This window comes from Pseudomonas sp. JR33AA, assembly GCF_021378985.1.
In the GTDB taxonomy this organism is placed as follows: Bacteria; Pseudomonadota; Gammaproteobacteria; order Pseudomonadales; family Pseudomonadaceae; genus Aquipseudomonas; species Aquipseudomonas alloputida.
This window is the reverse complement of record NZ_JAJSAW010000016.1, coordinates 76,077-101,236: the sequence shown is the minus strand read 5'-3', so window position 1 is coordinate 101,236 and position 25,160 is coordinate 76,077. Positions and strand designations below refer to the sequence as shown.

At 61.6% G+C, this 25,160-nt stretch carries 22 protein-coding genes; 8 read left to right on the top strand and 14 right to left on the bottom strand.

What is annotated here, in order from left to right; genetic code table 11:
* Positions 1-103: 103 nt before the first annotated feature.
* The 10 genes from LVS58_RS21090 to hmpA form a co-directional block, all read right to left on the bottom strand.
* Positions 104-487, bottom strand: coding sequence for a YkgJ family cysteine cluster protein (locus LVS58_RS21090; RefSeq protein ID WP_003248590.1), 384 nt, complete (start codon positions 485-487; stop codon positions 104-106).
* Between the two features lie 160 nt (positions 488-647).
* Complete coding sequence (locus tag LVS58_RS21085; RefSeq protein WP_233692666.1) at positions 648-1,775, bottom strand: hypothetical protein; 1,128 nt, start codon at positions 1,773-1,775, stop codon at positions 648-650.
* 112 nt (positions 1,776-1,887) lie between these two features.
* On the bottom strand, positions 1,888-3,096 hold the full coding sequence (gene alaC, locus LVS58_RS21080) for an alanine transaminase (RefSeq protein WP_021781745.1): 1,209 nt from the start codon (positions 3,094-3,096) through the stop codon (positions 1,888-1,890).
* A 302-nt stretch (positions 3,097-3,398) separates the two neighbouring features.
* Positions 3,399-4,286, bottom strand: coding sequence for a heme o synthase (cyoE, locus tag LVS58_RS21075; RefSeq protein WP_003248596.1), 888 nt, complete (start codon positions 4,284-4,286; stop codon positions 3,399-3,401).
* An 11-nt stretch (positions 4,287-4,297) separates the two neighbouring features.
* The gene (cyoD, locus tag LVS58_RS21070; protein ID WP_003248599.1) at positions 4,298-4,630 is read right to left on the bottom strand and encodes a cytochrome o ubiquinol oxidase subunit IV; all 333 of its coding nucleotides are present in this window, start codon (positions 4,628-4,630) and stop codon (positions 4,298-4,300) included.
* The gene (gene cyoC, locus LVS58_RS21065) at positions 4,630-5,253 is read right to left on the bottom strand and encodes a cytochrome o ubiquinol oxidase subunit III (RefSeq protein ID WP_010952048.1); all 624 of its coding nucleotides are present in this window, start codon (positions 5,251-5,253) and stop codon (positions 4,630-4,632) included. Before cyoC ends, cyoD begins: the two co-directional genes overlap by 1 nt.
* Before the next feature lie 3 nt (positions 5,254-5,256).
* On the bottom strand, positions 5,257-7,275 hold the full coding sequence (cyoB, locus tag LVS58_RS21060) for a cytochrome o ubiquinol oxidase subunit I (RefSeq protein WP_233692665.1): 2,019 nt from the start codon (positions 7,273-7,275) through the stop codon (positions 5,257-5,259).
* A 3-nt stretch (positions 7,276-7,278) separates the two neighbouring features.
* Positions 7,279-8,220, bottom strand: a complete 942-nt coding sequence (gene cyoA, locus LVS58_RS21055) for a ubiquinol oxidase subunit II (protein WP_003248605.1) — start codon at positions 8,218-8,220, stop codon at positions 7,279-7,281.
* Between the two features lie 559 nt (positions 8,221-8,779).
* On the bottom strand, positions 8,780-9,286 hold the full coding sequence (locus LVS58_RS21050; RefSeq protein ID WP_003248609.1) for a disulfide bond formation protein B: 507 nt from the start codon (positions 9,284-9,286) through the stop codon (positions 8,780-8,782).
* A gap of 454 nt (positions 9,287-9,740) precedes the next feature.
* The gene (gene hmpA, locus LVS58_RS21045) at positions 9,741-10,919 is read right to left on the bottom strand and encodes an NO-inducible flavohemoprotein (protein WP_233692664.1); all 1,179 of its coding nucleotides are present in this window, start codon (positions 10,917-10,919) and stop codon (positions 9,741-9,743) included.
* 154 nt (positions 10,920-11,073) lie between these two features.
* Here hmpA and norR point away from each other — a divergent pair, with 154 nt between their 5' ends.
* The 7 genes from norR (at position 11,074) to LVS58_RS21010 (ending at position 18,489) form a co-directional block, all read left to right on the top strand.
* Entirely contained in the window at positions 11,074-12,630 is a 1,557-nt protein-coding gene (gene norR / locus LVS58_RS21040) for a nitric oxide reductase transcriptional regulator NorR (protein WP_233692663.1), read from the top strand.
* Between the two features lie 172 nt (positions 12,631-12,802).
* The gene (locus LVS58_RS21035) at positions 12,803-13,702 is read left to right on the top strand and encodes a chemotaxis protein (RefSeq protein ID WP_233692662.1); all 900 of its coding nucleotides are present in this window, start codon (positions 12,803-12,805) and stop codon (positions 13,700-13,702) included.
* Positions 13,703-13,790: 88 nt separating this feature from the next.
* Positions 13,791-14,102 (top strand): hypothetical protein, encoded by a 312-nt coding sequence (locus LVS58_RS21030; protein WP_233692661.1) that lies wholly within the window; start codon positions 13,791-13,793, stop codon positions 14,100-14,102.
* Entirely contained in the window at positions 14,099-14,833 is a 735-nt protein-coding gene (locus LVS58_RS21025) for a YkgJ family cysteine cluster protein (RefSeq protein WP_233692660.1), read from the top strand. The genes LVS58_RS21030 and LVS58_RS21025 overlap by 4 nt, the downstream gene beginning before the upstream one ends.
* Before the next feature lie 200 nt (positions 14,834-15,033).
* On the top strand, positions 15,034-15,258 hold the full coding sequence (locus tag LVS58_RS21020; RefSeq protein WP_233692659.1) for a hypothetical protein: 225 nt from the start codon (positions 15,034-15,036) through the stop codon (positions 15,256-15,258).
* Positions 15,259-15,463: 205 nt separating this feature from the next.
* Positions 15,464-16,798, top strand: a complete 1,335-nt coding sequence (locus tag LVS58_RS21015; RefSeq protein WP_233692658.1) for an OprD family porin — start codon at positions 15,464-15,466, stop codon at positions 16,796-16,798.
* A 200-nt stretch (positions 16,799-16,998) separates the two neighbouring features.
* A complete protein-coding gene (locus tag LVS58_RS21010) occupies positions 16,999-18,489 on the top strand; it encodes a sensor domain-containing diguanylate cyclase (protein WP_233692657.1) in 1,491 nt (496 codons plus the stop codon).
* On the opposite strand, the gene LVS58_RS21005 is transcribed toward LVS58_RS21010, so the two are convergent.
* Positions 18,486-18,962, bottom strand: coding sequence for a ferritin-like domain-containing protein (locus LVS58_RS21005; protein ID WP_233692656.1), 477 nt, complete (start codon positions 18,960-18,962; stop codon positions 18,486-18,488). The genes LVS58_RS21010 and LVS58_RS21005 overlap by 4 nt on opposite strands.
* Positions 18,963-19,163: 201 nt before the next feature.
* Here LVS58_RS21005 and LVS58_RS21000 point away from each other — a divergent pair, with 201 nt between their 5' ends.
* On the top strand, positions 19,164-19,385 hold the full coding sequence (locus tag LVS58_RS21000; protein WP_233692655.1) for a DUF3820 family protein: 222 nt from the start codon (positions 19,164-19,166) through the stop codon (positions 19,383-19,385).
* 58 nt (positions 19,386-19,443) lie between these two features.
* Here the strand turns inward: LVS58_RS21000 and LVS58_RS20995 are convergent, their stop codons facing one another.
* Genes LVS58_RS20995 through ptsP form a run of 3 tightly spaced genes read right to left on the bottom strand, consistent with a single transcriptional unit; the run spans position 19,444 to position 24,983 of the window.
* Positions 19,444-21,186, bottom strand: coding sequence for a PTS fructose-like transporter subunit IIB (locus LVS58_RS20995; protein WP_233692654.1), 1,743 nt, complete (start codon positions 21,184-21,186; stop codon positions 19,444-19,446).
* The gene (pfkB, locus tag LVS58_RS20990; RefSeq protein ID WP_233692653.1) at positions 21,183-22,130 is read right to left on the bottom strand and encodes a 1-phosphofructokinase; all 948 of its coding nucleotides are present in this window, start codon (positions 22,128-22,130) and stop codon (positions 21,183-21,185) included. Before pfkB ends, LVS58_RS20995 begins: the two co-directional genes overlap by 4 nt.
* Positions 22,131-24,983 (bottom strand): phosphoenolpyruvate--protein phosphotransferase, encoded by a 2,853-nt coding sequence (ptsP, locus tag LVS58_RS20985; RefSeq protein ID WP_233692652.1) that lies wholly within the window; start codon positions 24,981-24,983, stop codon positions 22,131-22,133.
* Positions 24,984-25,160 lie beyond the last annotated feature (177 nt).

The window sequence follows — 25,160 nt, the reverse complement described above, 5'->3', positions numbered from 1 at the left end:
AGTATCTACATTTGTTTCGGGCCAGTGCGGCCTCCGCCAACGTGCACCACCGCCTTGTTAGGCGTTCGCCCGCGATAGGCCGATGCAGGCTAACGAAATACGCTCAAGCCACCTCAGCCCCATCATCCGGCCAATGCGGCTCGTTGGCCTCTGGCGGAGTCAACGGTGGCAGGCCATACGCCGCCCGCGCATCATCACAGCTTGGGTTATGCACCCCACCCTCCCACGACGCATCAAACTCGCGGCACGGGCTGGAACGGTTGGCGTAAATCGTACAAGCCACCTCTTTACCGATCTCGCCCTGAAGGCTGACGCAGCGGCAGGGCTTGGCATCGGTGCCGATCATGGCAACGCGCGTGGGGTTGATCTGTACCACCAGGTCGTCCGGCACTACGCCCCCGGCAGACTGGCATTCGCCCCAGAAGAAGGACACACGGAAATACCCGCAGCAGGCGCCGCAGTCAAGGCAAGGGTTATATTCAGACATGATGTCACGGAGGGAAGGTTGTTGTTATCGGGGCTGGCCCGCGGCGCCATTTTTAATCTAACAAGGGGCCGCTGGATAGAGGGGGAATGCAAAAAAAATGGCCGCTGATCCGGCCACTGAGCAAGGGCGACCAGTGCGTTCACCGGCCGCCTCCCTTCAGCTAGCAGATGGGCTGGTAGGTTTCAGCGTCCCAGCGTTGTAAACCCAGGCCTGCGCTCGGCTTGTAGTCACCTCCCTGTACCTTGCTGAACTGCGTATGCACCTCACCACAATGCACCAGACGATCATTTTTATCGCCCTCGGTAAGCACCGTGTAGGACTCACTGCGCATGGCCTGATACTGCCTGTCGGCAGCTGCCATGACCTGGTGATACGTCATCAACTGGCCGATGCTCAAGGCCAGACGTTTGACCAGGTGCACGCCCCAGCGGGTCAGGCAAACCTCGGCAAAGTGGCGAACGATCAGCCCAGGTTCGGCCAGCACCTTGCCATTGCCTGCGCCATCAGCCGAGGCGTTGCCCACCAGCGTGGCATGGCGGCCCGGCATCGGATAAACGCATATCCGTGTCCCCTTGGCGACGGAAGGGATCACGCAGGCAAAACCTTTGGAACGCTCATCCCTCGAGTAGAAGCCTACATACTCTTTGACGTTTTCCGACAACGTTACGCGCTCGGCTTGCACGTTACCGACGCCAGGCACCGGGTCGATGGCAAATATGTTCACCGGTATGCCCCGCAATACAGGGTCTTGCGCCATGGCATTGGCCAGCATGTGGCAGCTGATCCCTCCCCTGCTCCAGCCCACCAGGTTGACCTGGGTTGGCAGGCGCGGTTTGCGGAACATGCTGATGATGCGCTCCTGCAGTTCCTGCGGGGTTGGGTGACGATCGCCGTAGTCGTAGGTTCGCCAGAACCATGAGGCGGTGGAGGAAACATCCGGAATCGGTACACCGGCAGCTTTCAGCCGCTCGTATTCTTGCTCACTGAGTTTGGTGCGCCGCCAGCTGCTTTCGCCTTTGATGACCTGCAGCACATGGTTGACGTTCTCCTCCCAGCCACGGCCAAACAGCTGGCCGGTCCAGTTGAAATAGCCGCCGGGCTCGACGAACAGGTTGTCATCCTGAAGGTTGCCGCTGCCTGGGCCGTCGACGGCGATCCAGTGGGCGAATTCCCGGCTCTGGTCATTGCTGGCCAGGGTCGAGACCAGCTCGCCATTCCAGAAGTTGGGATTGGCGTCGTCGAAACGGTGCGAGCCAGTGCCGCAGAAGTAGGCGGTGAAGACACTCATGGGGGATCTCTTTGGTGAGAAATGAGTGGCGAAGGTAGGCGTGCGGGTAACCAGAAGGCAGGCGGAAAGCCCACCCAGGAGGCAGAGGGGGCTGCTTCGCAGCCCCATGGGCTTACTTGCGAGCCAAACCATCAGCCCGGAACATTTGCCGGATCCCGCGGATGGCCTGGCGAATACGGTCCTGGTTCTCGATCAAGGCAAAGCGCACATGGTCGTCCCCATAGTCACCAAAGCCGATCCCCGGCGAGACACAGACCTTGGCCTCGGCCAGCAGCTTCTTGGAGAACTCCAGCGACCCCAGGTGCGCATACTCCGGCGGGATCTTCGCCCACACATACATCGACGCCTTGGGGTTCTCGACCATCCAGCCCAGTTCGTGCAGCCCTTTGACCAGCAGGTTGCGACGCTGGCGATACTGCTCGGCAATGTCGCGCACGCATTGCTGGTCGCCTTCCAGCGCGGCAATGGCTGCGACCTGTAGCGGGGTGAACGTGCCGTAGTCGTGGTAGCTCTTGATCCGCGCCAGGGCGCTGACCAGCTCGGGGTTGCCGACCATGAAGCCGATGCGCCAGCCGGCCATGTTGTAGCTTTTGGACAGGGTGAAGAACTCCACCGCAATGTCCTTGGCACCCGGCACCTGCATGATCGACGGGGCTTTCCAGCCGTCGTAGACGATATCGGCATAGGCCAGGTCATGCACCACCAGCACGTCGTATTGCTTGGCCAGGGCTACCACGCGCTCGAAGAAGTCCAGTTCCACGCACTGCGCGGTCGGGTTGGACGGGAAGCCCAGGATCATCATTTTCGGCTTGGGGATGGACTCGCGAATGGCCCGCTCAAGCTCGTTGAAGAAGTCCACGCCAGGCACCAGCGGCACCGAACGCACCTGGGCACCGGCGATCACTGCGCCGTAGATGTGGATCGGGTAGCTGGGGTTGGGCACCAGCACCGTGTCGCCCTGGTCGAGGGTGGCCAGCATCAGGTGGGCCAGGCCCTCTTTCGAGCCGATGGTGACGATGGCTTCGCTTTCCGGGTCGATGTCGACCTCGTAGCGGTCCTTGTACCAGTTGGAGATGGCCCGGCGCAGGCGCGGGATGCCGCGCGAGGTGGAGTAGCCGTGGGTGTCTTCACGTTGGGCGACCTGTACCAGCTTCTCGACGATGTGCGGCGGGGTGGCGCCATCGGGGTTGCCCATGCTCAGGTCGATGATGTCCTCGCCACGTCGGCGGGCGGCCATCTTGAGCTCGGCGGTGATGTTGAAGACGTAAGGGGGGAGACGATCGATGCGCGCAAAGCGGCGCGGCGAACCTGGGTTGGCCATGGCTTCCTCTGAGGACGTAAGCGCCCGGAACCGTCCGAGCGACGTTGGCCGATGTGGCGGCCTGAATCAGAAGATAGTGCCGAAACATGATGCCTGTAAAGGGTAATTTCCTGTTTTGTTAGATTTTTTCAGATCTATTATTTGAAAATTAGAAATTATTATTTTTCTGTGCTGGCAACTTCGCGGGTAAACCCGCTCCTACAGGTTTCCCACTGTCCCCGAGCGAAGAGGCCTGCACAGGAAAAACACCCAAAAAAAACCCCGGCGCAGAGGCCGGGGCTTTCGTGAAACAGGCAGCAGTTTCAGCGTGCGTAGGTCATCAGCACATCCGCAGCAGTCTGGCTGTCCACGCCCATCATCACGCTCAGGGCAGTGACGGTAAGGATGGAGAAGCCGAATACCTTGCGGGCCCACTTGCTGTCGTCCTCGGCCTTGTAACCACCCCAAGCCATGTACAGCCAATACAGGCCCATGGCAGCGGCCACGGCCAGGTAGCCGAGGCCGGCGTAACCACCGAGGGTGAGCATCAGGGTGGCGAGCACGAAGGCCAGCACGTACAGCACGATCTGCTTTTTCGCCGCGAGGATGCCACGTGCCACCGGCAGGACCGGAATGTTGGCAGCGCTGTAATCCTTGAAGCGGAAGATCGCGATGGCAAAGCTGTGCGGCATTTGCCAAAGGCTGAACATCACCAGCAGGGTTACCGCAGCCAGGTCGAAGCTGTTGCTCACGGCGCAGTAGCCGATCACCGGAGGCATGGCACCCGACAGGCTGCCGACCAAGGTGCCGTGCACCGATTTACGCTTCAGCCACAGGCTGTAGAAACCGACGTAGACGACAAAGCCAATCAGTGCGCAGAACGCAGACAGCGGGTTGGCCTGGACATACAGCAGGCTGAAACCCGCCACCCCGAGCAGGGTGGCGTAGATCAGCGCGAGGGGCAGCGACATGCCGCCCTGGACCATGACGCGGTTCTTGGTGCGCTCCATCTTGTGGTCGATGTCACGGTCGATGCAGTTGTTGAACACGCATCCGGACGCAACCACCAGCGAAGTACCGATCACCACCGCCAGGAACAGGGCGAAATCCACATGGCCCTTCGAGGCAAGGAAGAAACCGCCTGCCACGGAAAGCACGTTACCGAAAATGATCCCCGGTTTGGTGATTTGGATAAAGTGCTTAACGGACATGCAGTCTTACCTCACTTGGCCAACATTTCGAAGTGGATGCTGAACATGATCCACAGCGACAGGCCGACAAGCAGAGCGATCACCAGGGTGGTGAACAGGAACGTCGAAACGTTGTTGCGTTGCTCTTTCGAGCGGTCCATGTGCAGGAAGTAAACCAGGTGAACAACTACCTGGATCACGGCCATGGCAACAATGATCAGAACGGTCAGGTTCTTCGGCAGGCTGGCGGTCATGGCCAGGCCGAACGGGATCGCAGTCAGGATGATCGACAGTACAAAACCGATCATGTACGACTTGACGCTGCCGTGATTACCTTCGTGATGAGTGTCGTGTGCGTTAGCCATTACAGAACCCCCAGCAGGTAAACGACGGTGAATACGCAGATCCAGACCACGTCCAGGAAGTGCCAGAACAGGCTCAGGCAGCTCATGCGGGTCTTGGCGGTCGGCGTGATGCCGTGCTTGTTGATCTGGTACATCATGATTGCCATCCAGATCAGACCAGCAGTCACGTGCAGACCGTGGGTACCTACCAGGGCGAAGAAGCCCGACAGGAAGCCACTGCGCTGCGGGCCGAAGCCCTCGCTGATCAGGTGATGGAACTCATAGATTTCCATCGCGATGAAGCCTGCACCGAACAGGAAGGTCACAGCCAACCAGCCCAGTACGCCAGCTTTCTTGCCATCGAACATCTTCAGCATGGCGAAGCCGAAGGTGATAGAGGACAGCAGCAGGAACAGCGTTTCAACAGCTACGAAATCGAGCTGGAAGATGTCATGACCCGACGGGCCGCCGGCAAAACTGCCGGACAGCACCGCGTAGGTGGCGAAGAGCGACGCAAACAGGATGCAGTCGGTCATCAGGTACAGCCAGAAGCCCAGTACGGTCATCTGGCCCGAGTCGTGGTGGTGGTCGTCGTGCCCATGGTCGTGACCATGAGCAGCGCCGTGCATTACTTGACTGGACATTGATTACACCCGCTCAAACGATTCGACACGTGCGCCGGCAGGCAGAGCACCTGCTTTGGCCAGCGCTTTCATACGCTCGCCTTCGATGCGCGCCACTTCTTCGGCCGGAACCATGTAGCCCTGGTCGTCACGTGCAGCGTGGCGAACGAAGACAGCGATGGTTGCAACCAGGCTCGCGCCAACCAGCCACCAGATGTGCCAGATGAAGGCGAAGCCGAAGACGGTCAGGAACAGGCCCATGAACAGACCGGTAGCGGTGTTGCTCGGCATGTGAATGGCTTCGTACTTGGCCGGGGCCTTGTACGCAACGCCTGCTTCCTTGGCTTCGTGCCAGCTGTCCAGACCAACTTTCTCAGGCATGTGAGCGAAGTTGTAGAACGGAGGTGGCGAAGAAGTCGACCATTCCAGGGTACGGCCGCCCCATGGGTCGCCGGTCACGTCCAGGTTCTGGTTGCGGTCGCGGACCGAAACGAAGATCTGGATCAGCTGGCAAGCGATACCGAACAGGATCAGCACAGCGCCGACAACGGCTACGTACAGGTAGGGTTCCCACAGTGGGTTGTCGGAGTGGTTCAGACGACGGGTCATGCCCATGAAGCCCAGGGCGTACAGCGGCATGAACGCAACGTAGAAGCCCGACAGCCAGAACCAGAAGGCAGCTTTGCCCCACTTCTCGTTCAGGGTGAAGCCGAAGGCTTTCGGGAACCAGAAGGCGAAGCCGGCGATGTAGCCGAATACCGCGCCACCGATGATCACGTTGTGGAAGTGCGCAATTACGAACAGGCTGTTGTGCAGGACGAAGTCAGCACCCGGAACGGCCAGCAGTACGCCGGTCATGCCACCGATGGAGAAGGTGACCATGAAGCCCAGGGTCCAGAGCATTGGTGCGGTGAAGCGCACACGGCCCTGGTACATGGTGAACAGCCAGTTGAACAGCTTCACACCGGTCGGAATGGAGATCAGCATCGTCGCCAGGCCGAAGAAGGTGTTGACGCTGGCGCCGGCACCCATGGTGAAGAAGTGGTGCAGCCATACAGCAAAGCCGAGGATGGCGATCGCGCCCGATGCGTAAATCATCGAGTGGTGGCCGAACAGGCGTTTGCCAGAGAACGTCGAAGTCACTTCCGAGAACACGCCGAAGGCCGGCAGGATCAGGATGTAAACCTCAGGGTGACCCCACGCCCAGAACAGGTTGACGTACATCATCGGGTTCCCACCAAGCTCGTTGGTGAAGATGTGGAAGTCCAGATAACGGTCAACAGTCAGCAGAGCGAGTGCAGCAGTCAGGATCGGGAACGAAGCGACGATCAGTACGTTGGCCCAGGTGCAGGTCCAGGTGAAGATCGGCATGTCCATCAGCTTCATGCCAGGTGCGCGCATCTTCATCACGGTGACGAGGAAGTTCACGCCGGTAAGCGTCGTACCCAATCCGGATAGCTGTAGCGCCCAGATGTAGTAGTCGACACCCACCCCAGGGCTGTACTGAATGCCCGCGAGCGGCGGATAGGCAACCCAGCCGGTCTTGGCGAATTCACCAACGCCCAGCGAGATGTTGACCAGCAGCACGCCTGCCAGCAGCAGGTAGAAGCTCAGGGAGTTCAGGAACGGGAAGGCAACGTCACGTGCACCGATCTGCAGAGGAACCGCCAGGTTCATCAGGCCGGTGAAGAACGGCATCGCCATGAAGATGATCATGATCACACCGTGAGCGGTGAAGATCTGGTCATAGTGTTCAGGCGGCAGATAGCCTTCGGAGCCGCCGGTTGCGGCAGCCAGCTGGGTACGCATCATGATGGCGTCGGCAAAGCCGCGCAGCAGCATGACCATCGCGACGATGATGTACATCACGCCGATCTTTTTGTGGTCGACAGTAGTCAGCCACTCGCTCCACAAGTAGGTCCACTTGCGGAAATAGGTGATAAGACCGACGACAGCGATACCGCCGAGCGCGATCATGGCAAGCGTCACCATGACTATCGGCTCGTGATAGGGTATCGCCTCCAGGCTTAATTTACCGAACATCTCTTACTCCTCTGCACCGGCAGCTGGTTGCATACTCGATTCCACACCCTTGGTTGTGGCCAGATCTTTGCTGCCTGCTTCTTCGTGGCTACGACCGCGGTTCATGCCTTCGTACTTGTCGACGATCAGCTGGAACTGCTCTGGCGAAGCCTCGCTATACAGCGCGACCGGGTTGTTTTCGCTTGGTTTGGCCAAGGCGTCGTATTCGGCCTTGTCCAGCTTCTTCGGCGACTGCTTGACCTCAGCGACCCACTTGTCGAAGTCTTCCTGAGAGGTGGCAGTAGCCTTGAATTTCATGCCGGTGAAGCCAGCACCGCTGTAGTTGGCGCTGATACCGTCGAATTCGCCATTTTCGTTGGCGATCAGGTGCAGCTTGGTGGTCATGCCGGCCATGGCGTAGATCTGGCCGCCCAGGCCCGGGATGAAGAACGAGTTCATCACGGCGTCGGAAGTGACGCGGAAGTTGACCGGAGTGTTAGCTGGGAAGACGATCTTGTTGACCGTGGCAATGCCCTGTTCCGGGTAGATGAACAGCCACTTCCAGTCCAGCGCGACCACGTCGATCTGAATCGGCTTAACGTCCGAATCCAGCGGACGATAAGGGTCCAGCTTGTGGGTGGAGTGGTAGGTGACGTAACCCAGGGCGATGATGATCAGGATCGGGATGATCCATACCGCGGCCTCGATCTTGGTCGAGTGCGACCAGTCAGGGGTGTAGGTGGCTGCCTTGTTGGAAGCACGGTACTTCCAGGCGAACGCCAGGGTCATGATGATCACAGGGATTACCACCAGCAGCATCAGGCCGGTAGCGATCAGGATCAGGTTCTTTTGCTCAATGCCGACCTGGCCCTTCGGGTCGAGCAGGGTCCAGTTGCACCCACTGAGTAAAAGCATGCCTAAAAAGGGCAATATGCCAAACAGTCTGGGGTAACGCTTTTTACTCATCTCACGACCTCTAGATCAGCTTGCTTCAATGCAATTTGTGTTTTGGTAGCCAACACTTCGTCCTGCCAAGTGAGGCATTTCGCGCCCGTACTCGCTCCTGCCTGGGGTCCGACTGCAGGACCTTGGCTTCAAGCGTGATAGCGGTGCTTATGGTTTCGTAGGCAACAGGCCTGTACTTCAGACCAAGTCCATTTGGTGCGGGAAAACGCGGAGGGGTGTCCGCCCGGTATCGCCGTTGGGCGAAACTTGACGAAGTCAGCAAAAAGGAGCGCTGAGGCTTCCTTCAATCCTGCGACTCGCAAGCAGTGCCGAACGGAAATTGGGGGCGATTGTAGATAGGTCGCCAACCCTTGACTATGACTTATTGAGCAACAGTCTTTTACAGAATACGTAACAATGCTGCTCAATAATTCAACTTCGCGACAGTTTGTCGCACCCCGCTTGCTAGGCCTCAAAGCCGCATTCTGCAAGGCTTCCGGGTTGATCTGGATCAAGCGGTGCGCAACTTTTCCCTCTTCGCATGCGGTGCAAAAGACCCCAAGCAATTCGGTACTTTTGTCTAAGCCTGGCGCCGATTGCGGTAGATACCGAGCGGGACCAGGACGGCGGTCAGCACGAACGCCACAAGTGCCCATTGCGCCAGCGACAGGCCGAGGATCGGCGGATACGGCGTGCTGCAGAAGCCGTCGACCTGAAACGCCAGTGGCCACAGCTTTGCCAGTGGCAGGTCATCCACGATCGGCTGCAGGGTATCGATACCGCAACTGACCATGGGGTTGGCGAGTATATACACATGGTTGCCAGCCGCAACGATTCCGCCAATTGCACTGAGCACCACCAAGGCCTCGAAGAACGTCAGGCTGCGGCGCCCGGGCATCGCCGCAGCGATGAAGGCAAACACCGCAATGAACAGCAACGCATAACGCTGCAGGATGCACAACGGGCAGGGTGCCTCGCCGAGCACCACCTGCATGTAGAGGGCGCCCCCGATCAGTGAAAGGCAGATCAGCCCCAACAGCACCAGAAAGCGCCGTTCCCGATTCAGGCGCGATGTTTGTTCGTTCATTGCCGGTTCCTTCGATGGATAGTGGCAGCGTGGTCCGCCTGCCTGGGCGCAAGTCTACACGCTGGGCATGGCCTGTGAGCATGCCGAGGGAGCGTCGCGCAAGCACTGCGCAGGGCTATCCAGTGTGGCTGAGACCGGCCGTAACGGCGTCGGTTCAACGGCGGGCGGCAAAAAAACGGCTGCCCAGGTGCCGCGCAGGGGCAAGCCCCTCGACACCCGGGAGTGAAGGATACCGTGATTAAAGGATGATTAAGGATGAAAACGCAGCGCCCGGTTTCATCTTTCCTTTATATATAAGCAGAAAGGTGTGCTGCAGCGGGGGACGAGTACTTATAAGCCTGTACCGGCCCCTTCGCGGGTAAACCCGCTCCTACAGTTACGGCACCACATTCAAGACCGGTGCAATGCCTGTGGGAGCGGGCTTGCCCGCGAAGCGGCCGGCACAGGCGCTACATCACTCCAGCGCTGCCGCCGGCCCGAAGAACTCGTAGCGGCTCTGCTGCTCGGGCACACCCAGGCCCTTCAGCTGGCGCTTGACCGCCGCCATGAAGCCCTTGGGCCCGAGGAAGTAGGCGTCCACGTCACGCTCCTGCGGCAGCCACTCGGCAAGCAGGTCTTCACTGAGCAAACCCACGGCATCGGCCACAGCGCCACCTTCCGGCTCGGCATAGCAGTAGAAGCGCTTGAGCTGTGGATGACGCGCCGCCAGGCCATCGATCCAGTCCCGGAAGGCATGCACCGCGCCGTTACGCGCACAGTGGATGAAATGCACCTCGCGCCGGGTTTGCAGTGCTGCCTGCAGCATCGCCAGGGTCGGGGTAATGCCCACCCCTCCGCTGATCAGCACCAGCGGCTTGTCGCTGGCTGCCAGGGTGAAGTCCCCCGCAGGCGGGAACAGTTGCAGGGTATCGCCCACCATCAGCTCATCGTGCAGGTAGTTGGAGACCTTGCCGCCCCCCTCGCGCTTGACGCTAATGCGGTATTCCTTGCCGTCGCACAGCGCCGACAGGGAATAATTGCGGCGCTGCTCGGCACCGTCAATGTCCAGTTTCAGACCGATGTACTGGCCAGGTTCTGCCTTGAGCACCGGCATGCCATCCACCGGGGCGAAGTAGAACGAAACGATCTCGCTGCTTTCCTGCTCGCGGCGTACCAGGCGGAATTCACGGGTACCGCGCCAGCCACCCTCGGCCTCTTCCTTCTCTTTATAGAGGTTTTCTTCAGCGCCAATCAGAATGTCGGCCAGCTGACCATAGGCCGCGCCCCAGGCGTCGATTACCGCAGGGGTGGCAATGTCCTTGCCCAGCACTTCCTCGATGGCGCGCAGCAGGCAGCTTCCGACAATCGGGTAGTGCTGCGGCAGAATCTGCAGGGCAACATGCTTGTTGATGATCTGCCCGACCAGGCCGCCCAGTTGCTCCAGCTGGTCGATATGGCGGGCATACATCAACACGCCGTTAGCCAGCGCACGCGGCTGATCGCCACTGGCCTGGTGGGCCTGGTTGAACAGCGGCCGTACCTCAGGGTACTCGCTGAGCATCATCTTGTAGAAGTGGGTGGTCAGCGCTTCGCCGCCGCTTTCCAGCAGCGGTACAGTGGCCTTGATGATTGCACGTTGTTCGGCATTGAGCATTGCAACAACTCCTGAGCCTGTGGCTTCAAATGACTGCCCCTGCCATTACAGCAATCGTGCCAACTTTTATCGCCAGTAAAATCAGGGGGTTGATGCAGGTCATGTCAAAAAGACACGCCCTTGCGTATAGTCATATCGACCCATAGGAGTCCATATGACTACAAAGCCACTGCTCACCACCCTGCTGCCTCTGGTCAGCGACCTGTCCCGCGATTTGCCCGACCAGGAACGCTACCGCCGTCTGTTGCAAGCCATGCGTGGCCTGCTGCCGTGCGATGCTGCAGCACTGCTGCGACTGGATGGTGAATGGCTGGTGCCGCTGGCAGTGGATGGCCTTAGCCCCGACACCCTCGGCCGGCGCTTTCGGGTCAGCGAGCACCCGCGTTTCCAGATACTGCTCAGCCGCCCGGAACCCACCCGTTTCGCCAGCGATTCCGAACTGCCCGACCCCTACGATGGTTTGGTCAATGCCCCCGATGCCGACCTTGAAGTGCACGACTGCATGGGCTGCCCGTTGATGGTCGATGAGCGCCCATGGGGCCTGGTCACCCTCGACGCCCTCACCCCCGGGCAGTTTCAGAGCCTGGAGCTGGATGCCCTGCAGGCCTTTGCCAGTCTGGCTGCCGCTACCGTCACCGTGGCCGAGCGTATCGAACACCTGGCCCTGCGCGCCGAAGACGAACACCATCGCGCCGAGCTCTACCGCCAGGCCAGCGGCCAGGATAGAGAGCTGATTGGCCAGAGCCCCGCGCACAAACGCCTGGTGGAGGAAATTCGTCTGGTCGGCAGCAGCGACCTGACCGTGCTGATCACCGGCGAAACCGGAGTTGGCAAGGAGCTGGTGGCCCAGGCCCTGCACCAGGCCAGTAACCGTGCCGACAAGCCGCTGGTCAGCCTCAACTGCGCCGCGCTGCCCGACACCTTGGTGGAAAGCGAACTGTTCGGCCATGTGCGCGGCGCCTTCACCGGCGCGCATGGCGAGCGCCGCGGCAAATTCGAGCTGGCCAACGGCGGTACGCTGTTCCTCGACGAAGTGGGCGAACTGCCACTGACGGTGCAGGCGAAACTGTTACGCGTGCTGCAAAGCGGCCAGCTGCAGCGCCTGGGTTCGGACCGCGAGCACCGGGTGGACGTGCGCCTGATCGCCGCCACCAACCGCGACCTCGCTGCCGAGGTGCGCATGGGCAACTTTCGCGCCGACTTCTACCACCGCCTTAGCGTATACCCGCTGCACGTGCCGCCGTTGCGCGAGCGTGGGCGAGACGTGCTGCTATTGGCGGGCTACTTCCTCGAACAGAACCGTTCACGGCTGGGCCTGAACAGCTTGCGCCTGAGCCATGAGGCCCAAGCCGCGCTGATCGCCTACGACTGGCCAGGCAACGTGCGCGAACTGGAACACCTGATCGGCCGCTCGGCACTCAAGGCGTTGGGCCAGCACCCTCATCGGCCGCGTATCCTCACCCTCGAAGCGATCGACCTGGACCTGCGTGTGTCGCCAGCGTGGCCAGGCACGCTGCCCTCCCCCGCTGCACCGCTGCAAGTGGTCACCCCGCCTGAAGGCGGCTTGCGTGAAGCCGTTGATATTTACCAGCGACAGGTGATCGAAGCCTGCCTGCAGCGGCACCAGGACAACTGGGCAGCAGCGGCGCGCGACCTCGGTCTGGACCGCGCAAACCTGAGCCGTTTGGCCCGCAGGCTAGGGATTCGCTGAGGCCTTTCTGAAGGCGTTGCGCGAACAGTGGTCGTCATAGGCCATAGCAGGGGCAGCCTTGTGCTGCTCCAGGGGTCATGAGAAAGCCTGAGCGATTGACCAGTAACCGTCCTAAAGCCCGACCAAAACAGGCCGATAACCGGTTATCCCCTGCTCCCCACCGAAGGTCACCATGGCCACGCAAAATGCCCGCGCGGATTCGCTATCCCTGCTGCTGTTCACCCTGCGCAGCGGCAAGCTGATGGCAATCAACCTGCTCAAGGTCAGCGAGATCATCCCCTGCCCGCCGCTGACCAAGCTGCCCGAGTCGCACCCCCACGTAAAAGGTGTGGCAACCCTGCGCGGCCACTCACTGTCGGTCATTGACCTGTCCCGCGCCATTGGCGAACAGCCACTGGTCGACCCGCAGGGTGGCTGCCTGATCGTTACAGAGATCAGCCGCTCGCGCCAAGGCCTGCATGTACAGGCAGTCAGCCGCATCGTGCATTGCCTGAGTACCGACATCAAACCGCCACCCTACGCCTCGGGCACCCGCTCGTTCATCACCGGTGTGACGCGCGTGGACAACACCCTGGTGCAGGTGCTGGACATCGAAAAAGTCATACACGCCATCGCCCCGCCTGTCGCCGAGCCAGCGCATGGCACCTTGAACGAAGAAGACGCCAGCCTGCTGGCCGCGGCCAACATTCTGGTGGTGGACGACAGCCAGGTGGCCCTGCAGCAGTCGGTGCACACCCTGCGCAACCTCGGTATCGAATGCCACACCGCGCGCAGCGCCAAGGACGCCATCAACGTGCTGCTGGAACTGCAAGGCACCGCGCAGGAGATCAACATCATTGTCTCCGACATCGAAATGAGCGAAATGGACGGCTACGCCTTCACCCGCACGCTGCGTGAAACCCCTGACTTCCAGCACCTGTACATACTGCTGCACACCTCGCTGGACAGTGCCATGAGCAGTGAGAAAGCGACCCAGGCCGGGGCCAATGCCATCCTTACCAAGTTCTCCTCGCCAGAGCTGACCGATTGTCTGGTGGTGGCTGCGCGTACCGTGGTGTTCGCCGAGCACTGATATATTCAGCGACAAACTCCCCGGCTTGCCGCCGGGGGTGACTCGGGCATAATTCGCGCCCCTCGCAAGAAAATTGCCGGAATCGCGTATGAAGCTTCTCAGCCCTATCTTGATCAGCTGCGCCCTCTTCAGCGGTATTGCCCAGGCCTCCAGTAGCCAGGCCTGGAACGAGCAGCGTCAGCAGATGCTCAAGGCTTGCCTGTCCGCCAGCCAGTTCAAGGACGCCCATGCCCGCGGTAAGCCCGCCGAGTTTGATGACCAGGTAGGCATGAGTGCCCTGCTGATCGAAGGCGTCTACCCACAGAAGCACATGCAGCAGCGCACCGGCACCGAACTGTGCCTGTACGACCGCCAGCACCAGCGTGCTTTCGTCAGTGAATGGAGCCCGGAAGCCAAGTGACCGACCGCTTACGTTTCGGCTGTACCGGCTGCGGCAAATGCTGCACCGGCCACCACGTGCCCTTGACCCTGGCCGAAGCGCGCCGTTGGGCGGACGATGCCGGCCAGGTGGTGGTACTGATCGAGGCCTTCGTCATGGACGGCCCCGGCATGCCGCCGGAGCAGCGTGACCATGTGCTGCGACGCTCCCATCCAGTGCATTGCGGCGAGGGCGAGGCACGCGTCTCGGTCACCTTTGCTGCATTCAACCCTGGACGTTGCCGTAACCTGGACGCCAACGACCTCTGCACCATCTATGAACAGCGCCCGCTGGTCTGCCGCATCTATCCGGTAGAAATCAACCCGCATATCCCACTGCGGCCAGACAGCAAGGACTGCCCGCCTGAGGCCTGGCAACAGGGGCCGGATCTGATTCATGGCGCGCAGCTGGTCGACGTGGAACTGCAGGCGCTGGTACAGGCTTCGCGCCAGGCCGACCGCGATGACATTGCCGCCAAGGTGGCGGTGTGCCAGGCGTTGGGCATGACGACCAGTGCGCTCAAGGGTAACGGTTTTACCGCCTACTTGCCGGATATGGGTGCGTTTGCTGCGGCGCTGGCGCAGGTACAGGGGAATGAAGGGGCGCAGTGGACCTTGCATGTGCAGGATGAAGCGCTGACGGCAAGCTTGCAGGCACTCGGTTTGCGCACAACCCATGAAACTCCGGTTTATTACGCGTTTATCGGTTTCTAACCTGACCACTTTGACCAGGGCGGCGCACTGTGCAGGCGCTCTAACACGGGACTTTCGCCGAAGGTCCTATTGATTTCTGCAATGATCGTTACCTTTTGCGCAACAGTGCTTATCGCACTTCGCTCTGTATCGAGTGCATTGAAAGGGCTAACTTTACCCCTGTCCTCATTAGCACTTGCACCGCAAGAAGGTAGTTTCAAATGTCCAACAGTATGGGTATTGCCAGCGTCTTCGTCCTGTCTTCCCTGTTGTTGTCGCCCCTGGCCATGGCCGAAGAATCCCCGGCTTTCGTTACCCGCAATGCAGCATTCGCGGCTGTCCACCAAGAGGCCCGTGACGCTGTAGCCGCAAACAAGGCAGATACCGCAAAAGACGCGAAACAGACAGCCTCCAAAGAAACCGTCGATGCCAATGCCGACAGCTGATCAAGCGCTGTCGCTGCTCTTATTTTCCCTTGGCTACGCCGTGGGCACCTCCGGTGCCGATATGTTAGCCTTTTAAAGCCGCTGCCGATCAGCGGCTTTTTTTATGTGCTTTAACGCTCAGCCCGGCTGTAACGTGTACCTATAAAAAAGACGCACATTCAAATATAAAAACTGCCCCACCGTCAGACCAAAGGAGCTAGTACCGGTGCCTTCCGCGTTTCGTTTTACCCCGCTTTTCATTGCGTTGACTGCAACGATCCCTTTCGCCGCCCAAGCAGATGAAGACAAGGCTGATGGCTTCATTGAAGGCTCGTCCTTCAACCTGCATTTTCGTAATGCCTACTTCAACCGCGACAACCACAACTCCGGCGTGCGCGACACCCGCGAGTGGGGCCAGGGCGCGGTAGCGCGTTTCGAGTCGGGCTACACCCCAGGTGTGGTCGGCTTTGGCTTGGATGCTCATGCCATGCTGGGCCTGAAGCTCGATGGCGGTGGCGGCCATGCCGGCACCAGCATCCTGCCCGAACACATCAAGGACGACGGCGAACTGGGCGCTGCCCCGCATTCGTTCTCCACTGCCGGTGCTGCGGTCAAGCTCAAGGCCTTCGACACCGAGCTCAAAGCCGGTGACCTGTTCCTCACCAACCCGGTGATCGCCGGCGGCGAAACGCGCATGCTGCCGCAAACCTTCCGCGGTGTAAGCCTGACCAACACCAGCATCGACGGCCTGTTGCTCGAAGGCGGCCAGGTCAGCTTCACCCACCCGTACAACCAGAGCGGCCACCGCCGCATCGACACCTACTACGGGTCACTGGACGAACACGACAAGAGCAAGCACCTGAACTGGGCCGGCGCGTCGTGGAGCGGTACCGAGCACATCACCGTCAACCTGTACGCCGCCGAGCTGAAGGACATCTGGAACCAGTATTACGCTGACTTCGACTACACCTATGTGGTCAATGACCTGGTCAGCCTGAACCCAGGCGTGCACTTCTATCACACCCAGGACACCGGCCAGGCCCTGCTGGGCAAGATCGACAACAACACCTACAGCGTGCACTTCACCGTCAACGCAGGCTTCCACAGCGTTACCGCCGCCTACCAGCGAGTGAACGGCAACACGCCATTCGACTACATCAACCTGGGCGACAGCGTGTACCTGGACAACTCGCGCATGTACTCGGACTTCAACGCGCCGAACGAGCGTTCGTGGAAACTGCAGTACGGCTATGACTTCGCCGGTGTCGGCATGCCTGGTTTGACCACCTCGCTGTCGTACTCGCGCGGCGAGGCCGACCTGACCAAGGCTACTCAGGACACCTCTCACTACGACTACTACCGTGAAGATGGCAAGAACGCCATGCACTGGGAACGCGACCTGGACGTGAAATACGTGTTCCAGGAAGGTGACCTCAAGGACCTGTCGGTGCTGGTGCGTTATGCCACCCACCGCGGCAGCCAGGGTTATGCGTCGATCGACAGCAACAGCGACAACGATGAAGTGCGGGTAATCGTCGATTACCCACTGAACGTGTTCTGATCTTTTGCTGCCAGTGTAGGTGCGGGTTCACCCGCGAAGAAGGCTTCGCCGATATTCGCGGGTAAACCCGCTCCTACAGGGGCACACGGCAAATCGAAAAGAACAGTACACCGTGCTTCCGTCGGACAAATCTTGTCCAACAATCCCTGCTTCCCTAGAATACTGCCGCCGCGAATGGCCCTGCCCACGCAGTAGCGAGCATGCCCACCCAATCCCCGCGTTTCGCAATCTACAGGTCGCACCCCGAGCTGATCCTCAACCTGGGCAGTTGCCTTGCCGTGGTCGCCATCGTGGCCATCGTCAGCTACCTGCTCGCCCGCGAGCGCGAAAGTGTCGAGCAGTCGGCGGTACGCTCGTCGAACAACATCGTCCAGCTGATCGAAAGCGACATCCTGCGCAACGTCGAACTCTACGACCAATCACTGCAAGGCCTGATCTGGGCCGTGGGGCGTAAGGAACTGCCGGAAATCCCCGGCCCGATACGCCAGCGCCTGCTATTCAATGAAGCCTTCGTGGACCGCAAGCGCGGTGACGTGCTGTGGCTGGACAAGCAAGGCAATATCGTCGGCGACTCCACCAGCAGCGTGCCGCGCAAGGCCAACTTCGGCGACACCGGGGTGTTCAAGGCCCACCAGCACAATGCCCACCTCGGCTTGCTGGTGGGGCCCCCTTTCAAGGCCAAGCTTGGCGACCTGGACTGGTGTATCAGTTTCAGCCGACGCATCTCCGGCCCCAATGGCGAGTTCGCCGGGTTGGCAGCGGGTGCGCTGCGCCTGTCGTACTTCAATGAGTTATTCCAGCGCCTGGACATTGGCAACGACAGCAGTATCAACCTGTTCAATACCGACGGGCAGTTGCTCGTCCGCCAGCCCTCCCGCGCGCAGGACCCGCTGATTGGCACCTACTACACCGAACGGCCCAATTTCAAACGCATCCTCAGTGAACAGAGCGGTAACTTCACCGCCCGCTCCCACAGCAGCGGCAAGCCGCGCATATTCACCTTCGCCCGGGTCGCGCAATTGCCCCTGATCGTACTGGTGGTGCACTCGGCCGACGAGGTGTTTCAGTCCTGGCGCCGCACCGCCATTCTGGTCAGCGTCGCCACCGGCGGTCTGTGCGTGGGCATTCTGTGGTTGACGTTGCTGCTTGGTCGCGAACTGCGCCGCCGCCACGAAGCCGAAGAAAACCTGGCCATGCTCGCGTCCACCGATAGCCTGACTGGCCTGGCTAACCGCCGCAGGCTGGACCATGTGCTGCGCCAGGAATGGGCCCGCGCCCAACGCAACCGCAAGCCGCTGGCGATACTGATGGTGGACGTGGACCACTTCAAGGCATTCAACCAGCGCCATGGTCATGCCGGTGGCGACCATGCCTTGCGCGAAGTGGCCAAGGCCATCGAGGCCTGTATTCGTCGCCCCGCAGACCTGGCTGCGCGCTATGGTGGGGAGGAGTTTCAGGTAGTGCTGCCAGAAACCGACCTGGCCGGGGCCCAGCTACTGGCTGAACGCATCCGCGCCAGCGTCGAGGCGCTGGCGCCGTTTGCAGATGATGCCCACGCTGTGACCGTGAGCATCGGTATTGGTCTGTCCGACACCCAGCACGACCTTGGCAGGGTGCTGGGTGCCGCAGACGAAGCGCTCTACCGCGCCAAGGCCAAAGGCCGGAATCGGGTAGAGGGCCCGCTCGATTAGGAGCGGGCGCGAGCAGCGTTGCGCAGGGCCTTGACCTGGTCATGGTTGCGCTGCACGCCTTGCAGCTGCTTTTCCACCAGGCTGTAGGTCATGTCGCTGGCAGTGCGGCCCAGTTTCACCAGCTTTTCGCGGGCTTCCTTGTAGGCCTTGAGGGCGTGGTCCTCGCCTCGCTCCACCTCGTTCAGCACGGCTTCTTCGTCCTTGCCGGTGACCATCGACTTGAGGTTGACCCAGCCGCGGTGCAGGTCGCCACTGATGCTGGTAGAGGTTTCCGGATCGCCGCCCAGGCGGCGCACTTCGCCCTGCAGCTCACTGGCAGCGTTGGCGCAGTCGCCCGCACGCTGAACGAAGAACGCTTTCAGTTCGGGGTTCTTCACATCATCGGCCGAGGCCTTGAAACCTTTCTCGCCATCCTTGCTGTACTCGATCAGGTCGTTGAGTACGTCGATCACGTCTTTGTTGGGGTTGCTCATGGTCGAACTCCTTGGCAGGTGATAGTCCCTTAGAGAATTGCAGTGTTCGTGCCACGCTCTCAAAAAAAATAAATTTCTTGTTAATCAATAACTTATTGATAGGTTGGCGGCGATCGGTAACGGCGTTCTGCATGATTGCCGCTTGGGGCTTCGTGCAGATTGCAGTATGGTCGGCGCCTTTCCACAGCCAGGTGCGCGCAGATGAAGCCGGAAACCCTCGAACTACTGGTGACCCGCAGCATGCCGTTCGGCAAGTACCAAGGGAGGATCATTGCCGACCTGCCCGGTGACTACCTGGCGTGGTTTGCGCGCAAAGGCTTCCCGGCAGGGGAACTGGGCGGGTTGCTGGCGTTGATGCATGAGATCGATCACAACGGGCTGGGTGATCTACTGGTGCCGTTGCGGCACAAGCATGGGCGCTGAAAGGCCAGCGCGGGCTCTGTGGGAGCGGCCTTGGGTCGCTCCCACAGACGAGGTTTGCTCAGACACTTTTAGCAGGCGCCACCGCCAACTCTACCCGCTCGCTCTTCTTGATCACGGCGTACACCACCGCCGTCAGCAAGCTGCCCGCCACGATCGCCAGCAAATACAGCAATGCATGGTTGATCGCGTTGGGGATCAACAACACGAACAAGCCGCCATGCGGCGCCATCAGCTTGCAGCCAAAATACATCGACAATGCTCCGGTCAACGCCCCCCCGGCGATACTGGCCGGGATCACCCGCAACGGGTCCTTGGCGGCAAACGGAATCGCCCCCTCGGAGATGAAGCACAGCCCCAGCGCCAGCGCCGCCTTGCCCGCCTCGCGCTCGCTCTGGGCGAACTTGCGCCGGGCCAGGAAGGTGGCGATACCCAGGCCGATCGGCGGCACCATGCCGGCGGCCATGGTGGCCGCCATTGGCGCGTAGCTCGACGAGGCCAGCAGCCCTACCGAGAAGGCATAGGCGGCCTTGTTGATCGGCCCGCCAAGGTCGACGCACATCATGCCGCCCAGCAACAGCCCCAGCAGGATGGCATTGGTGGTGCCCATGCTGTCGAGGAAGTGCGTCAGGCCTTCAAGCATCGCCGCTACCGGCTGGCCGATCACGTAAATCATTACCAGGCCGGTGAACAGACTGGCCAGCAACGGAATGATAAGGATCGGCTTGAGCGCTTCCAGGCTGCTAGGCAAGCGCGCCCATCGGGCAATGGCCTTGGCGCTGTAACCGGCGAGGAAACCGGCGACAATGCCACCGATAAAGCCGGCACCCAAGGTACTGGCCAGCAGGCCGCCAATCATGCCGGGGGCCAGCCCGGGGCGGTCGGCGATGGACCAGGCGATATAGCCCGCCAGTAGCGGAACCATCAGTTTGAAGGCCGCTTCACCGCCAATCTGCATCAACGCCGCCGGCAAGGTACCCACCTCTTTGTAGGCCTCGATACCGAACACGAACGACAGGGCAATCAGCAGGCCGCCGGCCACCACCATCGGCAGCATGAACGACACACCGGTAAGCAGGTGCTTGTACACACCGGTTTTCTCGCCCTTGGTCGGAGTGGTCGCCGCTGCAGCGTCGGCACCGTTTTCCACCGTCGCTTGCGCCAAGGCTTTGTCCAGGGTGGCGCGGGCCTGCTTGAGGGCAATGCCGGTACCACAACGGTAAATACGTTTACCGGCGAAACGTGCAGTGGGTACTTCAATGTCGGCGGCCAGCAGCACCACGTCCGCCGCAGCGATGGCCTCAGCGGACAAGGGGTTGCGCGCACCGACCGAGCCCTGGGTCTCGACGGTGAGCTGGTGGCCCAGTTGCTGTGCGGCTTGCTGCAAGGCTTCTGCGGCCATGAAAGTATGGGCTACGCCAGTCGGGCACGCAGTGACGGCAACGATGCGAGCGCCAGCACTGCCAGCTGCGGCGGGGGTGCCTGTCACAGCGGCCAGCAGCTCGGCGTTGGCCGCCGCTTCGTCGAGAAAGCCTTCGCGATCAGCCAGCGCCTGGGACGGCGTGCTTTGGTACAGGCGCTTGCCAACGAAGCGGGCCAGGTCCACCGGCCCGGTGCTGACCACAAGCACCCAGTCAGCCTCGGCGATCTGCGCAGCGCTCAGTTGCCGCTCGGGGTGTTCAGTATTCTGCACTTCGACGCTGGTGCTCCAGCCACGCCGCTGGGCAGCGGCGGACAGCAAGCGTGCGCTCAGTACACTCGATACCTGGCCGTTGGGGCACGCGGTGACTATGGCAATGTTCATCGGCAACCCTCTTGTTGTTCTGTCAGTTGCACGGCCGCTTCCAACTGCGCCAGGTGCTCGCGGTCATGGATGCCGAAGCCAACCTGGGTAACGGCCTGGGCGGCGATGGCAGTGGCCCGGGTCAACGTCTGCGCAGGCGCCTCGGCCAGCAGCAGGCCGTGGACCATGCCGGCCACCAGCGAATCCCCCGCCCCCACCGTGCTGGCAACCCGCACCTTGGGTGGGCGGGCATGCATGGCCAGATGGCGACTGAACCAACTGACGCCCTGCTCGCCCGCAGACACCACCACGTGTTCAACGCCACTGGCCAGCAGGCGCTTGGCGGCGGCGCGCTGTTGCGCCAGGTTATCCACAGCCAGGCCCAGCACTTCGCCCAGCTCTTCGGTATTGGGCTTGACCAGCCAGGGCGCACTCTGCAAGCCGACACGCAGGGCTTCACCACTGCTGTCCAGTACTATCTTCAGGCCTAGGGCCTTCAACCGTTCGAGCAACTGGCGGAACCAGTCGGCACTGATTCCACGCGGCAGGCTACCAGCCACCACCACGGCATCGTGACCTGGGGCAATCTGTTCCAGCCTGTGCAGCAGGGCGCTGCGTGCCGCCTCGTCGACCTCCGGGCCCTGCCCGTTGATGTCGGTAACACGGCCATCGGCCTCGACCAGCTTGATATTGCTGCGGGTTTCGCCCGGCACACGGACAAAGCAGTCGGTAAAACCGCGACGGTCGATCAGCGCCTCGAAGGGCTGCAGATTGTCGCACCCGAGGAAACCGCCCACGGTAACGCTGTGCCCCAGGTCGGCCAGTACCTGGGCAACGTTCAGCCCCTTGCCCGCGGCGTGACTGTGTTGCGCCTGGCTACGGTTGACCTGCCCTGGACGCAGAGTGTCCAGGCCGATGGTGATATCCAGCGCAGGGTTCAGGGTAAGAGTGAGGATCTTGGCCATTCAGTAACGCTCCACCAGCGCGCGAACGGCTGCGGCGCTGTCCTGTTGCAGGGCCTCGCGCGCCAGGGCGCGGGCTGTCTGATGATCGGCCTGGCGAACCAGTGCCTTGACTTCGGCAATGCTGCGCGCGGAGACGCTGAGTTCGTCAACGTCCAGCCCCAGCAGCACGGCCACCGCCTGCGGGTCGGCCGCCAGCTCGCCACACACGCCCACCCACTTGCCATGGGCATGGGCGGCGCGCACGGTCATGTCGATCAGGCTCAATACCGCCGGGTGCAGGCCATCGGCCTGTGCCGACAGGCTGGGATGGCCACGGTCGATGGCCAAGGTGTATTGAGTCAGGTCGTTGGTGCCGATGCTGAAGAAGTCCACTTCGCGCGCCAATTGCGCTGCCAGCAGGGCCGCTGAAGGCACCTCGACCATAATGCCCAGTTGCAGGTCGGCTACCGGGATTTCTGCACGCAGGCGCTCCACCATGGCCCGGGCCTCACGCCACTCGTGCACCTGGCCAACCATGGGGAACATGATACGCAACGGGCGCTGGTCGGCGGCCCGCAGCAACGCGCGCAACTGGTCTTCCATCACTTGCGGGCGCTGCAGGGTCAAGCGCACGCCGCGCACGCCGAGGAAGGGATTTTCCTCGGTAGCGATCGGCCAGTAGGGCAACGGTTTGTCGCCGCCAACGTCCAGGGTACGCACCACCAGCGGGCGCCCATCGAGGCCATCGAGCACGCGGCGGTACTCGGCTTCCTGGGTAGCCACATCCGGCGCTTGGGGGTGGGCCATGAAAATCAGTTCGGTGCGCAGCAGGCCTACACCTTCGGCGCCCTGCTCCACCACCTTGGCGATACCGTTGCTATCGCCGATGTTGGCAAACACCTCCACGGCATGCCCATCACGGGTAATGGCCGGCTCGAAGCGGTTGGCCCAGGCGGCCTGCAGGCGTTGCTCGCGCAGGTCGCGCTCGGCCAGCGCCTGCTGCAGCTCATTCGCTGGCGGTGCAACGCTAACCACGCCACGCTGGCCATCGAGCAGCAGCGGCGTCCCCCCCTCCAACAGCAGTATCGATGCACCCGCGCCGACCACTGCTGGGATGCCCAAAGCCCGGGCGACGATGGCACTGTGGGCCGTGGCGCCGCCCTGGGCGGTGACAATGCCGGCAACCCGGTTGGGGTCCAGGCGGGCGACGTCGGATGGACCGACTTCGGTCATCACCAGCACATAGGGTTGCTCAGGTTCAGCCTGCGCCTGCACACCACACAACTGCGCCAGCACGCGGCGGCCAATATCGCGCAGGTCAGCGGCGCGCTCGGCGAGCAGCGCATCGTGCAGGGCCTCTTGCTGACGGGCCGCAGCTTCGATCACGGCCATCCACGCGGCCGCAGCGCTTTCGCCCTGGGCCAGGCGTTGTTCGACATCGTCGGTGAGGGCCGGGTCGGCAAGCATTTCCTGGTGGGTGACGAAAATTTCGCCAATGGCCTTGTCGCTGCGCAGGACCAACGCCTGCAATTCGCCATTGACGGTAGCCAAGGCTTCGCGCAGTTTCTGCCGCTCCAGCGCGCACGACTCACCCCGCAAGGGATAGTCGAACTCCCGCTCGACACAGACATGCGCCGGGCCGCTGGCAATGCCGGGGGCGGCGCCTACACCCTGGATACGGCTGCCGGCCGCTGGCGCTTGCAGTACCTCAGGAACGTCATCGGCAATGGGCGCGACGCTCTGCGGTAGCGGTTCCACCTCTTCACCCAGGCCTTGTTCGATAGCAGCCAGCAGCACCGGCAAGGCATCGGCAGCGATGCTCGGTTCGGCGACCAGTTCCAGTGCCTGACCACGACGTGCGCCGAGGCTGAGCAGCTTGCTCAGGCTCTTCACCGATACGGCTGGCTGCGCGCTATCGACCAGGCGCACACGGATTTCCCCTTCGAAGCCTTTGGCCAGTTGTGCAAGCACCTTGGCCGGTCGCGCATGCAAGCCATGTGGGTTGGCCAGCACGACACGTGCGCTAGGCCAGTCCGCCGGCACTTCGCCGCCCAGCACTTCCAGTACCGCACGGCTACTGGTGGCCTGGTAGAGCACCTGCCCGCGGCCTTCGATCAGCACTTCGCACAGACGCTCAAGCAGGGCCTCGTGAGCAGCACCAAGGCTGGCCAGGCAGAACAGACCGTTGAGCGGCTGGTCGCGGTAACGCAGCGGCTGCTGCGGGGTGATGAAGGCGAGGCCCGGCTGACGAACCTGGCGCTCGCTGTGCAGCCACCACAGGCCCTCACCCAGCGGCAGCGGCTCGGCCTGCTGCAGCACGGCGGCAAAGCCACTGTCGACACAGTCGGCACGTTGCAACAGGCGAGCGCCGCGCCACGCCAGTTCGTCGAAGTCTTCTGCCGGCACGTTCAGCCCGACCAGTTGCGCATCCAGCGCCAGCGCCTGGGGCGCGCCCTGCAGCAGCTTGAGCAGCGCTTCGGCAGAGCTGGCCCGGCGCAAGGCTTCGGCCAGGTCAGTCTCGCCCAGCGCACGGGTCAACAGTTGCAGCAGGCGCAGGTGTTCGTCGGAGCGGGCGGCAATACCAATGGCCAGGTAGACCATTTGCCCGTCACCCCAGTCGACTCCCTCGGGGAACTGCAGCAGGCGTACGCCGGTGGCATACACCAGGTCACGTGTTTGCGGCGTACCATGGGGAATGGCGATGCCCTGGCCAAGGAACGTGGAGCCTTGTGCCTCCCGGGCCTGCAGCCCTTGCAGGTAACCCTCGGCGACCAGGCCGTCCGCAACCAGCCGATCCGCCAGAAGGCGCAATGCCTCGGCCTTGTCGGCGGCCTTCTGGCCCATGGCTATCTGCTCATTGGCGAGCTCGAGCATGACCTTCTCCTTTTGCAGTTCCCGTTCGGGTACTGGAGTATTGTTGTGAAATTCACATAAAGGGCCAGTTCAGCAGCCTTGCGCGGGTGGCAGCCGAGGCAGAAAATTCGGCAGCTGAAACGTTTAATCTGACCAGGCGGCCACGTTACTCGATAATCTGCCCAGTAAAAAGCCCCA